This is a genomic window from Kribbella sp. NPDC050459, assembly GCF_040655315.1.
Classification (GTDB): Bacteria; Actinomycetota; Actinomycetes; order Propionibacteriales; family Kribbellaceae; genus Kribbella.
In genome coordinates this window covers 174132-186105 of sequence record NZ_JBFAJQ010000006.1, presented here as the reverse complement: position 1 = coordinate 186105, position 11974 = coordinate 174132, and the positions used below count along the sequence as shown (strand labels likewise).

Genomic DNA, 11974 nt, shown 5'->3' with positions numbered 1-11974 from the left:
CCCATCATGGCAGTGCGCGTATGGTCTGGGCGTGGTGACGAAGGCACATCTGGCGCGGGCCGAGCGGTTGCAGAACGCGACCGGTGCGCTGGCGACCGCCGCGATGGCGGCGATGGACGCGAAGCTGCCGTGGTTCGCGACGCTGTCCGCGCAGGACCGGTCCTGGATCGGCCTGGTCGCGCAGTCCGGGATCTCCGCGTTCGTCGAGTGGTTCCGCGACCCCGAGGCGCACTCGTCGATGCCGACCCGGATCTTCGGATCCGCGCCGCGCGAGTTCACCCGGGTGATCTCGCTGCACCAGACCGTCGACCTGGTCCGCACCACGATCGAGACCATCGAGAACACCATCGGCACCCTGCTGCCGCCGGACGACGTGCCGATAGTCCACGAGGCCATGCAGCGGTACGCCCGCGAGGTCGCGTTCGCCGCCGCGACCGTCTACGCGCAGGCCGCCGAGATGCGCGGCGCCTGGGACGCCCGGCTCGAGGCCCTGCTCGTCGACTCCGTGATCCGCGGCGAGGCCGACGAGTCGGTCCGCTCGCGCGCCTCGGCGCTCGGCTGGACCGGAACCGTCGGTACGACGGGATCGGCCGAGGTCGCGGTGGTGGTCGGCCGCGCCCCGGTCGCCGAGACGCCGCCGGCGAGCAACACCGGCTCGAACGTCGCGGACATGGTCCGGCACGCGGCCCGCGAGGCGGGCGCTGACGCACTGTGCGCGATCCAGGGCGACCGGCTGGTCGTCGTACTCGGCGGTACGAGCCAACCTGTCGAGACCGTACAAAAACTCGCCCGCTGGTTTGGACCCGGCCCGATCGTCGTCGGGCCGGTCGTGAAAGACCTGATGTCGGCCGTGACCTCGGCCCGCGCCGCCGTCGCCGGTCTGCGCGCCGCGGCGGCCTGGCCGGGCGCCCCGCGACCGGTGCCGGCCGACGATCTGCTCCCGGAGCGGTCACTCTCCGGAGACGGCCACGCCCGCCGCCAGCTCGCGACCGAGGTCTACGGCCCGCTCACCGTGGGCGACGGCGTGCTCCTCGACACGGTCTCGGCGTACCTGGACTCCGGCGGCTCGATCGAGGCGACCGCCCGGGCGATGTTCATCCACGCCAACACCGTGCGGTACCGGCTGAAGCGTGTGGCGGACCTCACGGGCTACAACCCGCTGAATCCCCGCGACAGTTTCACACTGCGTGTCGCACTGACCTTGGGTCGCCTGCTGCATCCCGAGCCCGGATCCACCGTTTTGTAGGATCTCCACAAAAGCGGCCCGGTAGAATTCGTGCTCGCCGTGCGGCTCGCGGCGGGCCCGGCTGAGGGAGAGTTGTCACGTGCTCGTCATCGTCGCGCCCGGTCAGGGTGCCCAGACCCCAGGTTTCCTCGAGCCGTGGCTGGCCGATCCCGTGTTCGAGAGCCGGCTGAACTGGCTCTCCGCGGTCGCCGGTCTCGACCTCGCCCACTACGGCACCGAAGCCGACGCGGACACGATCCGGGACACCGCGATCGCGCAGCCGCTGCTGGTCGCCTCCAGCATGCTGGCCGCGCTGGCGGTCTTCCCGCACCCCGCCGACGCCTTCGCGAAGGTCGGCGCGGTCGCCGGGCACAGCGTCGGCGAGCTCGCCGCCGCGGCCGGCACCGGCGTCCTGACCGCCGAGCAGGCGATGGTCCTGGTCCGCGAGCGCGGCAAGGCGATGGCCGCCGCGGCCGCGCTGACGCCGACCTCGATGACCGCGGTGCTGGGCGGCGACCGCGACGAGATCCTGGCCAAGCTCGCCGAGCACGGCCTGACCCCGGCCAACGACAACGGCCCCGGCCAGATCGTTGCCGCCGGCACCGTCGCGGAGCTCGAGGCGCTGGCCGCCGACCCGCCGGCGAAGGCCCGGCTGATCCCGCTGTCGGTCGCCGGCGCGTTCCACACCCGGCACATGGAGCCGGCCGTGCAGACGCTGGCGAAGTACGCGACCGCGATCAGCACCCACGACCCGCGGACCCGCCTGATCTCGAACCGCGACGGCCACGTCGTCCACGACGGCCGGGACGTCCTGCAGCGGCTCGTCACCCAGGTGAACGCGCCGGTCCGCTGGGACCTGTGCATGCAGACGATGTCCGACCTCGAGGTGACCGGCATCCTGGAGCTGCCGCCGGCGGGCACGCTGACCGGGATCGCGCGCCGCGCCCTCAAGGGCGTCGAGACGTTCGCGCTCAAGACGCCGGACCAGCTCGACGACGCCCGTGCGTTCGTCGACAAGCACGGCAGCCCGTCCGAGATCGACGCCACGCCGACGTGGCGGCTGCTCGTCGCCCCGATCAAGGGCACCTTCAGCCGCGCGGCGCAGACCGGTCGCGAGACCGGTGACCATGTGGGCGCCGGCGAGGTCGTCGCGAAGGTCAGCAGCCTCCGCGACGAGGTCGACGTGACCGCGCCGCACGGCGGCATCGTGGTCGAGTGGCTCGTCGAGGAAGGCGACCCGGTCTCCCCCGGCCAGCCGCTGGTCCGCCTGCACCCCGCCGGGACCCCGGCATGATCACCGCGTCGACCGGCGCGACGTACGCCGGCATCCTCGGCATCGGCTCCTACCGGCCGCGCCGCGTCGTACCGAACTCGGAGATCCTCGAGCACATCGACTCCAGCGACGAGTGGATCCAGACCCGCTCCGGGATCAAGGAGCGGCGCTGGGCCGAGGCGGACGAGACCGTCCTGATGATGTCGGTGCACGCGGCCAAGGACGCGATCGCCGAGTCCGGCATCGACCCGGCCGACATCGGCTGCGTGATCGTCTCGACCGTCACGCACCTGTACCAGACGCCGGCGATCGCGACCCGGATCGCGGTCGAGGTCGGCGCCCCGACGGCCGCGGCCTTCGACGTGTCGGCCGCCTGCGCGGGCTTCTGCTACGGCGTCGCGCTGGCCAACGACCTGGTCCGCGGCGGCAGCGCGAAGTACGTGCTCGCGATCGGCGTCGAGCGGCTCAGCGACCTGACCGACCGCACGGACCGCAGTACGGCGTTCATCTTCGCCGACGGCGCCGGCGCCGCGATCGTCGGGCCGACCGACGAACCGGGGATCGGCCCGGTGGTCTGGGGCTCGGACGGCACGCAGCACCAGGTGATCAGCCAGAAGGAGTCCTGGCAGGAGGTGCACGGCAACCACAACTGGCCGCACCTGACGATGGACGGCAACCCGGTGTTCCGCTGGGCGTCATTCGAGATGGCGAAGACCGCGCAGCAGGCGCTGGACGTCGCCGGGGTGAAGGCCGAGCAGCTCGACCTGTTCGTCCCGCACCAGGCGAACATGCGGATCACCGACGCGATGCGCCGCACGCTGAAGCTGCCCGAGCACGTCAAGGTCGCCCGCGACATCGAGCGTCAGGGCAACACCTCGGCGGCCTCGATCCCGCTCGCGATCACCGCGATGCGCGAGGCCGGCGAGGCCAAGAGCGGCGACCTCGCGCTGATCATCGGCTTCGGCGCTGGCCTGGTGTACGCCGCCCAGGTGATCCGGCTGCCGTAGTTCATAGTTGTCCGGGGCGGCTCAGGTGGCCGCACCGGCTGAAGCAACCAGCAGAAATCCGAAAGGGAACCCAAGAAATGGCCAGCACCGAAGAGATCCGTTCCAGCCTCGCCGAGATCGTGAACGAGATCGCCGGCATCCCGGTCGAGGACGTCCAGCTGGACAAGTCCTTCACCGACGACCTCGACGTCGACTCGCTCTCCATGGTGGAGGTCGTGGTGGCCGCCGAGGAGAAGTTCGACGTGAAGATCCCCGACGACGAGGTCAAGAACCTCAAGACCGTCGGCGACGCCGTCGCGTTCATCGAGCGCGCCCAGAACGGCTGACCTCCGTCACCGTGCTGGCCCCGGTGCTCATCGGGTCACCCCGATGAGCACCACGCAGTACCTCTGAAGTACCCCTGAAGTACCCCTGTTGTACCCCTGTTGTACCACCCCTCGCTCCCAACCGCAGATCTCTCATGTGAAGGATGAGGTAACCATGTCGAAGACCCGGGTCGTCATCACTGGGCTCGGTGCCACGACCCCGCTCGGGGGCGACGTGACCAGCACCTGGGAAGGACTGCTGGCGGGCCGCTCCGGCGCGCGGCGGCTGACCGACGAGTGGGTGCAGAACCTGGCGGTGCAGATCGCCGCGCCGGCCGCGGTCGAGCCGACCGAGGTCATCGAGCGGGTCAAGGCCCGCCGCCTCGACCGGACCGCGCAGCTCGCCGTCGTCGCCGCCCGCGAGGCCTGGGCCGACTCCGGCCTGGCGGACTCCGGGCTCGACAAGGAGCGGCTGGGCGTGGCGGTCGCGTCCGGTATCGGCGGCCTGCACACCACCCTGGCGAACTACGACGCCCTGCGGTCCAACCCGCGCCGGGTGTCGCCGCTGGCGATCCCGATGCTGATGCCGAACTCGTCGGCCGCCTACGTCAGCCTGGAGTTCGGCGCGAAGGCCGGTGTGCACACCCCGGTCTCGGCGTGCGCCTCCGGCAACGAGGCGATCTGGCTGGGCCTGGACCAGATCCGGCTCGGCCGCGCGGACGTCGTGATCGCGGGCGGCTCCGAGGGCGCGATCATGGCGCTGCCGCTGGCCGCGTTCGGGATGATGCAGGCGCTCAGCAAGCGCAACGACGAGCCGGAGAAGGCGTCGCGTCCGTGGGACGTGGACCGCGACGGGTTCCTGCTCGGTGAGGGCGCCGGAATCCTGATCCTGGAGTCGTACGAGCACGCCAAGGCGCGCGGCGCGAAGATCTACGCCGAGCTCGCCGGCGCCGGCATCTCCGCCGACGGCCACGACATCGCACAGCCCGACCCGACCGGTTCCGGCGCCCGCCGGGCGATGGAGCGGGCGCTGTCCGAGGGCGACCTGACGCCGGCCGACATCTTCCACATCAACGCCCACGCCACCTCGACGCCGCAGGGCGACATCGCCGAGTCGATCGCGATCCGGCAGGCGCTCGGCAAGGACGCCGACCACGCGGTCGCCACCGCGCCGAAGTCGATGATCGGCCACCTGCTCGGCGGCGCCGGCGCGGTCGAGTCGGTCGCCACCGTGCTCGCGCTGAAGAACCGGGTCTCGCCGCCGACCATCAACATCGACAAGCTCGACGACCAGATCGAGCTGGATGTCGCGACCGAGCAGCGCAAGCTGCCCGACGGCGACATCGCCGCGCTGAACAACTCGTTCGGCTTCGGCGGCCACAACGCCGCCATCGCCTTCAAGTCGGTGTAGCGATGACCGTTGCCCCGGCGAAGCCTGCCAAGCTTCCACGCGAGCAGGACCCGCGGAACCCGGTCAGCCGGCTCACCACGCTGCTCGATCCGGGCAGCCTGGAGCTGATCACCCCCGACAACCTGTCGGGGATGGTCGCGGCCCGCGGGACGATCGCCGGCGCGGCGGTCGTGGCGTTCTGCTCCGACGCGACCGTGATGGGCGGCGCGATGGGCGACGAGGGCTGCGACGTCGTCGTCAAGGCGTACGACGTCGCGCGGGCCGAGCAGGTGCCGATCATCGGCCTGTGGCACTCCGGCGGCGCCCGGCTGGCCGAAGGCGTGCTCAGCCTGCACGCGGTCGGCAAGATCTTCTACGCGATGACACAGGCGTCCGGGAAGATCCCGCAGATCTCCGTCGTCCTCGGCCCGGCGGCGGGCGGAGCGGCGTACGGACCGGCGCTGACCGACGTGGTCGTGCTGGGTCCGGAGGGCCGGATCTTCGTGACCGGCCCGGACGTGGTCCGCTCGGTCACCGGCGAGGACGTCGACATGCTCCGGCTCGGCGGCCCCGAGCCGCACGGCCGGCGGTCGGGCGTCGTCCACATCACCACCGACACCGAGGCCGACGCCCTCGAGCAGGCCCGTCGCCTCACCGATCTGCTCGCCAACCAGGGGTCCGTGGCCACGGACATCCCCGACCTCGACCTGTCCGGGTTCCTGCCCGAGTCGGCCAAGCGCGCGTACGACGTCCATCCGCTGGTCGGAGGGGTGCTCGATGAGGGAACCTCCGTCGAGCTTCACCAGCGCTGGGCGCCGAACATCGTCACGACGCTCGGCCGCCTCGGCGGCCGCACGGTCGGCGTGATCGCCAACAACCCGCTCCGCCTCGGTGGTTGCCTCGACGCCCTGTCCGCGGAGAAGGCGTCCCGGTTCGTGCGGATGTGCGACGCGTTCGGCGTACCGCTCGTCGTCCTGGTCGACGTCCCCGGCTACCTGCCCGGCGTCGGTCAGGAGTGGGACGGTGTCGTGCGGCGCGGCGCCAAACTGCTGCACGCGTTCGCGGAGTCCGTCGTACCGCGGGTGACGCTGGTGACCCGCAAGACGTACGGCGGGGCGTACATCGCGATGAACGCCCGCTCGCTGGGCGCGACCCGGGTGTTCGCCTGGCCGCGCGCCGAGGTGGCCGTGATGGGCGCGGTCGCGGCGGTCCGCGTCCTGCACCGGCGCAAGCTCGCCGAGGTGCCTCCCGAGCTCCGTCCGCAGGTCGAGGCCGAGCTCGCCGCGGAGCACGAGAAGATTGCCGGAGGCATCGACCGGGCCCGCGAGATCGGCGTCGTCGACGAGGTCGTCGAGCCCACCCGCACCCGCACCGCACTGGCCGCAGCGCTGGCGGGGGCCGAGGCGGACGGCCGTATCCGCGGCAACCACGGCAACATTCCGCTGTAGACGGCTGAAGGGCACGAACCCTCGGGTTCGTGCCCTTCACGTGGTGCGGCCGCTGTTGTTAGACAACCACCGGGGGTGTCCCGACACCCGGTGGCCCAGCGGCCACGGCCCCTCCCACCCTTGTATGACGTCTGATGCTCAGTCTCATCGAAAAGTTCGGCGCTGTCCCGGCTTTCACAGGTTTCTTCTGAAGTTCTCAGGATCCGTTCAGACGACCTGATGCAGCCAGCGGACCGGGGCGCCGTCGCCGGCGTACCGGAACGGTTCGAGCTCGTCGTCCCACGGGCGACCGAGCAAACGCTCGACCTCCTCGGTCAGGTCGGCCTCGCCGCTCGCCGCCTTCAGCATCGCGGCCTTCAACCGCTCCTCGGGCACCATGATGTCGCCGTGCACGCCGGTGGTCGCGTGGAAGATCCCGAGCTCGGGCGTGAACGAGTAGCGCTCGCCCTCGGCGCCGTTGCTCGGCTCCTCGGTGACCTCGAACCGCAGCTTCTGCCAGCCGCGCAGGGCGGAGGCCAGCTTGGCCGCGGTACCGCCCTCGGCCTGCCAGGACAGCTCGGCCCGGTAGGTGCCCTGGGCCGCCGGCTGCGGGGTCCAATCCAGTTTCACAGGCACGCCAAGGATGCCGCCCGCGGCCCACTCGACATGCGGGCACAACGCTGACGGCACCGTGTGGACGTACAGAACGCCACGAGTCGTCGCCACCGGGACCTCCTGTGCTCGAGGGGCGCCTTCCCCAGCGTTCTCGAACAGCCGTCGATCCGGCGGATCAGTCTCTTTACAGTTCTACAGGGCACCACAAGACACCCCGCGAAACTTCTGTACATCTTGCACCACCGCCCCCTGGAACACCAGTAACCTCGCCGTGTCAACTACATCACCGTCGTGTCGCGAACCTCAGGCGGTCAGCAGACCCGCGGCCAGGGTTCGGCGGGCTTCGTCGGCCCACCAGTCGAGGTCGGCCCGCTCGCGGGCACGGATCGCCGGGTCCTCGTGCTCGGCTGCATCCAGGGCCTTGTTCCAGCCGAGCCAGAGCAGGCCGGCCAGCAGGGCCAGGCGGAGGGCCGGCTCGTCGCGGCCGGCTTCGACCAGTTCGCGGAAGTCGTCGATCACCTGCTCGCGGGTCGCGTCGACCACCGAGGCGCAGCCGGCCAGGAACCTCGCCAGGTCGAGCGCGGCCGGCGCCTCCGCCGGCATGCTCCAGTCGAGCAACGTCAGCCGCTCCTTCTCGAACGCCATGTTGACGGTCGCGAGGTCGCCGTGCACCAGCGTGCAGGGCCGGGCCTGCAACGCCTTCACCAGCGGTCCGGGCTGGGCGAGCAGCCGGAGCACCGGTTCGGCGACGTCGGGCGGCACCATGCCGGGGAACAGGTCCCAGCCGCGCAGGACCAGTCCCGGCAACGGGTTGTCACCGCCGGCATGCCGCCGCACGCGATCCGGCGTGAACATGCCGACCAGGGTCGTCAGCGGAGTGAGGCTGGACGGGACACGGCCCAGGAACCCGTCGTACATCGAACCGACCGCGGCGAACAGCCGGCGGCACTGTTCCCGGCTGAGCCGGTCGTCCCAGCTGAGTACGGCATCGCCCAGGTCGCGCATCACCAGGACAGTGACGTCACCGTCCTGCCAGCCGTCGACGATCGCATGCCCGACCGCGGGCGGAAGCTGGTCGAGCACTCCGCTCGACCACATCAGGTATTCGCGCCCGAACGAGTCGCCCGACAGCGCCATCAGCAGGTCGGTATCGGGCGAGGACCGCTTCACGACGAGGCGCCGGCCGTCCGCCAGCACGAGCCGCTCCAGCGTGGCGCCGGACTTCCCGACGTGACCCGACATCGGCGTGCGTTCGACCGCGGTCTCCAGGTAATCGTGAGGTTCCACCCGTCCAGCGTCCGCCTGAACGGCCTGCCCCGCCAGGGTCAGGTCGAGGCGCGCCGGACCAGGCGGGTGGGGAGGATCAGCGGCGTCGGGTCCGCACCGGACATGACCGCGAGCAGCATCCGGGCCATCTCCCGGCCGAGCGCCTGGATCGGCTGACTGACCGTGGTCAGCGGCGGGCTGGTGTGGCGGGCGGTGCTGATGTCGTTGAAACCGACCAGCCCGACGTCGTCCGGTACGGACCTGCCGGCGTCGCGCAGGACCCGCAGGGCGCCGATCGCCATCTGGTCCGACGCGACGAACACGCCGTCGAGATCCGGGTGCGCGGCGAGCAACTCCTGCATCGCGCGCGTGCCGCCCTCCTCGGAGAAGTCGGCGTGCGCGACGCGGCCCGCGTCCAGGCCGGCCACCGCGAGCGCCTCCTGGTACCCCTTGAACCGCGCAGTGCCCGCGCCCTCGTCCATCCGGCCGGTGATGGTCGCGATCCGCCGCCGGCCGGTCGCCACCAGGTGCTCGGTCGCCAGCCGGGCGCCGCCGCGGTTGTCGGCGTCCACGGAGTACCGCGGCTCGAAGTTCACCGGCGAACCGCCGAACACCACCGGCACGTCGGCCTTCTCGGCGAGCTGTGCCAGCGGGTCGTCGCCGTGCATCGACATCAGCATCACGCCGTCGGCCTGCCGGGTCCGCAGCAACTGCTCGAGTCGCGTCTGCCCGCGGCTCGAGGTGGCCATCATCAGCATCAGCTCCAGATCGGTGTCCTCGAGCACCGAGCTGATCCCGATCACGACCTCCGCGAAGAACGGGTCCGCGAACACCTGCGCGTTGTCGCTGGAGATGGCCAGCACGACGGCGCCGGCCTGCTGGGTGGCGAGCGCGCGGGCCGTTGCGTTCGGCACGTATCCGAGGTCGCTGACCGCCCGCTGCACGGCCTCCCGCTTGGCCTTGCTGACATGCGGGGCGTTGTTGATCACCCGGGACGCCGCCGACCGGGACACACCGGCCCGCTCGGCGACTTCGTCGAGCGTCACTTGGCGTTTCGGGAGGTCGGCCACCGGATCGTCCTTAACGATTGAGTGGCACGAGGGTAAACCATCGGGACGCCGGGTTCGAGCTGGAAGCGCTCCCGAGACGTGTCGCCACGCCGGAAAGCGCTGGATTCAGGGTGCTGTGCCCTTGACGCGCCGCCGGTCGGTCGGCACGATGCGGAGTCAAACTGGAAGCGCTCCCGGTCCTCGATGGAGGCTCGCCCCATGCCCACCGCCAGCCAACGCGCCACCGTCACCCTGACCGCCACCGTGCTCGTCAGCACGCTCCTCACGGGACTACCGGCGGTCGCCGTGGACCCGCCGTACGAGCGGGAGCTGAACGGGACGTTCGACGCCGCGAAGGAGCCCTGGTGGTCGAGCGGGAACACCCCGGCCGCCGTCACCGACGGGCGGCTCTGCGCGCAGGTCCCGGCCGGCACGGTCAACCCGTGGGACTCGATGATCGGCCAGGGCGACTTGCCGATCGAGCAGGGACAGCCGTACACGCTGCGGTTCGACGCTTCGGCGAGCCGTCCGGTCCAGTTCCACGCCGTACTCCAGCAGGCGGCCGCTCCGCATGCGACGGTGCTGAACAAGACCGTCGACGCCACGACGACCGCCCAGACCTTCACGTTCACCGGGACGTCGCCGGTCACGGACACGCACGGCCAGATCTCGTTCCAGGCCGGCGGCGCGACCGAGCCGTACACGCTCTGCCTGGACAACATCTCCGTGACCGGCGGCATCGTCCCGCCGGGCGGCCTCCGCGACTTCGGCCCGCCGGTGCGCGTCAACCAGCTCGGGTACGTCGCCGACGGCCCGAAGCGTTCGACCTACGTGACCACCGCGACCACACCGCTGGACTGGCGACTGCTTGCCGCAGGCAACCAGGTGGTCGCGAGCGGCCGTACCGAACCGTATGGTCTGGACGCCCTGTCCGGCGACACCGTCCAGCTGATCGACTTCGGCGGTTATCGCGGCACCGGGACGGGTTTCCGGCTGGCGGTCGGCGACGACGTCAGCGAGCCGTTCGACATCGGCAGCCACGTGTACGCAGGGCTGCGCCGCGACGCGCTCGCGTACTTCTACAACAACCGTAGCGGCATCCCGATCGAGGCACAGTACGTCGGCGCCGAGTACGCGCGCGCTGCCGGGCACCTCGGCGTCGCGCCCAACCAGGGCGATACGTCCGTCCCCTGCTACCCGGGTACCTGCGACTACAGCCTGGATGTGCGCGGCGGCTGGTACGACGCGGGCGACCACGGCAAGTACGTCGTGAACGGTGCCCTCGCCGCCTGGCAGCTCCTCGATCTGTACGAGGAGACAGGGCCTGGCGTGAGCCTGAAGATCCCCGAGGCCGGCAACCGTGTACCGGATGTGCTGGACGAGGCACGGTGGGAGCTCGAGTTCCTGGTCCGCATGCAGGCGCCGAGCGGCATGGTGCACCACAAGGTGCACGACGAGAAGTGGACCGCGCTCGGGACTCCCCCGGCCGCCGATCCGCAGCCGCGCTACCTCTACCCGGTCTCGACCGCGGCAACGCTCAATCTCGCGGCCGTCGGTGCCCGCTGTGCGCGGGTCTACGCACGCTGGGACCGTCAGTTCGCGGCCCGCTGCCTGTCGGCGGCAGAGGAAGCGTGGAACGCCGCTCGGCAGCATCCCGCGATCTACGCCCCGCCCGGCGGCGAAGGCGGCGGCGCGTACGACGACACCAAGGTGACGGACGAGTTCTCCTGGGCCGCCGCCGAGTTGTTCGCGGCAACAGGCAGAACGTCGTACAAACGCTTCATCACAACGACCCTGCAGGCGGCTGACGGGTTCTCCTGGCAGGAGACCGGCGGGCTGGCCGATCTCGCACTGGCACGGGTGCCGTGGCGGTTGCCGATTCTCGACCGGCTCCGGTTACGCCAGCGGATCGCATCGGTTGCCAACAGCTACCTTGCCGATCTCAGGTTGCAGGGCTATGCCAATCCGTACAAACCGGCTGACGGACAGTACGTGTGGGGCTCCAACTCCGGGACGGCGAACAACGCGATGATCCTCGCGATCGCGGCGGACCTCACCGGCAGCCCGGCGTACCGCTCCGCCGCGCTCGAGTCGCTCGACTACCTGCTCGGCCGGAACGCGATCGGCCAGTCGTACGTGACCGGGTACGGCGAACGGTCCAGCCACAACCAGCACCACCGGTTCTGGGCCCACTCGCTGAATCCCGCGCTGCCGTCGCCGTACCCCGGTTCGCTCGCGGGCGGGCCCAACTCGCACCTGCAGGATCCCGTTGCCCAGCGCAACCTCCAGGGCTGTGCCCCGGCCACCTGCTACCTCGACGAGATCGGCTCCTACTCGACCAACGAGGTGGCGATCAACTGGAACTCAGCCCTGGCCTGGCTGACCGCCTACGCGGACACGAAATGACCCGCAAGTAG

General features: G+C 70.9%; 10 protein-coding genes. 7 read left to right on the top strand and 3 right to left on the bottom strand.

The genetic code is table 11. The annotated features are described in order from the left end of the window. Positions 1-31 precede the first annotated feature (31 nt). From AB0I12_RS21910 to AB0I12_RS21885, 6 genes are all read left to right on the top strand, one after another. On the top strand, positions 32-1246 hold the full coding sequence (locus AB0I12_RS21910) for a helix-turn-helix domain-containing protein (protein WP_359932611.1): 1215 nt from the start codon (positions 32-34) through the stop codon (positions 1244-1246). Positions 1247-1325: 79 nt separating this feature from the next. Beyond that, positions 1326-2519, top strand: a complete 1194-nt coding sequence (locus tag AB0I12_RS21905; RefSeq protein ID WP_359932608.1) for an acyltransferase domain-containing protein — start codon at positions 1326-1328, stop codon at positions 2517-2519. Continuing rightward, the gene (locus AB0I12_RS21900; protein WP_359932605.1) at positions 2516-3505 is read left to right on the top strand and encodes a beta-ketoacyl-ACP synthase III; all 990 of its coding nucleotides are present in this window, start codon (positions 2516-2518) and stop codon (positions 3503-3505) included. Before AB0I12_RS21905 ends, AB0I12_RS21900 begins: the two co-directional genes overlap by 4 nt. A gap of 77 nt (positions 3506-3582) precedes the next feature. Beyond that, complete coding sequence (locus AB0I12_RS21895) at positions 3583-3831, top strand: acyl carrier protein (RefSeq protein ID WP_130380551.1); 249 nt, start codon at positions 3583-3585, stop codon at positions 3829-3831. Positions 3832-3985: 154 nt separating this feature from the next. Further along, positions 3986-5221, top strand: a complete 1236-nt coding sequence (locus tag AB0I12_RS21890) for a beta-ketoacyl-ACP synthase II (protein ID WP_359932601.1) — start codon at positions 3986-3988, stop codon at positions 5219-5221. A 2-nt stretch (positions 5222-5223) separates the two neighbouring features. Beyond that, positions 5224-6648, top strand: coding sequence for a carboxyl transferase domain-containing protein (locus AB0I12_RS21885; RefSeq protein ID WP_359932598.1), 1425 nt, complete (start codon positions 5224-5226; stop codon positions 6646-6648). 207 nt (positions 6649-6855) lie between these two features. Here AB0I12_RS21885 and AB0I12_RS21880 read toward each other — a convergent pair whose 3' ends face one another. The 3 genes from AB0I12_RS21880 to AB0I12_RS21870 form a co-directional block, all read right to left on the bottom strand. Beyond that, positions 6856-7353: a DUF3145 domain-containing protein gene (locus tag AB0I12_RS21880; protein WP_359932595.1), complete on the bottom strand. Its 498-nt coding sequence runs from the start codon at positions 7351-7353 to the stop codon at positions 6856-6858. Positions 7354-7545: 192 nt separating this feature from the next. Beyond that, positions 7546-8529: a hypothetical protein gene (locus AB0I12_RS21875; RefSeq protein ID WP_359932592.1), complete on the bottom strand. Its 984-nt coding sequence runs from the start codon at positions 8527-8529 to the stop codon at positions 7546-7548. Between the two features lie 38 nt (positions 8530-8567). Then, positions 8568-9578, bottom strand: coding sequence for a LacI family DNA-binding transcriptional regulator (locus tag AB0I12_RS21870; RefSeq protein WP_359932589.1), 1011 nt, complete (start codon positions 9576-9578; stop codon positions 8568-8570). A 198-nt stretch (positions 9579-9776) separates the two neighbouring features. On the opposite strand from AB0I12_RS21870, the gene AB0I12_RS21865 reads away from it, so the two are divergent. Continuing rightward, positions 9777-11963 carry a glycoside hydrolase family 9 protein gene (locus tag AB0I12_RS21865; protein ID WP_359932586.1) on the top strand — a complete coding sequence of 729 codons (2187 nt, stop codon included), beginning with the start codon at positions 9777-9779 and terminating at the stop codon, positions 11961-11963. Positions 11964-11974: the final 11 nt, after the last annotated feature.

Bases quoted from the DNA above. Each gene is read 5' to 3' on its own strand.
- AB0I12_RS21900 (WP_359932605.1), top strand. From the start codon at position 2,516: ATGATCACCGCGTCGACCGGCGCGACGTACGCCGGCATCCTCGGCATC.
- AB0I12_RS21895 (WP_130380551.1), top strand. From the start codon at position 3,583: ATGGCCAGCACCGAAGAGATCCGTTCCAGCCTCGCCGAGATCGTGAAC.
- AB0I12_RS21890 (WP_359932601.1), top strand. From the start codon at position 3,986: ATGTCGAAGACCCGGGTCGTCATCACTGGGCTCGGTGCCACGACCCCG.
- AB0I12_RS21885 (WP_359932598.1), top strand. From the start codon at position 5,224: ATGACCGTTGCCCCGGCGAAGCCTGCCAAGCTTCCACGCGAGCAGGAC.
- AB0I12_RS21865 (WP_359932586.1), top strand. From the start codon at position 9,777: ATGCCCACCGCCAGCCAACGCGCCACCGTCACCCTGACCGCCACCGTG.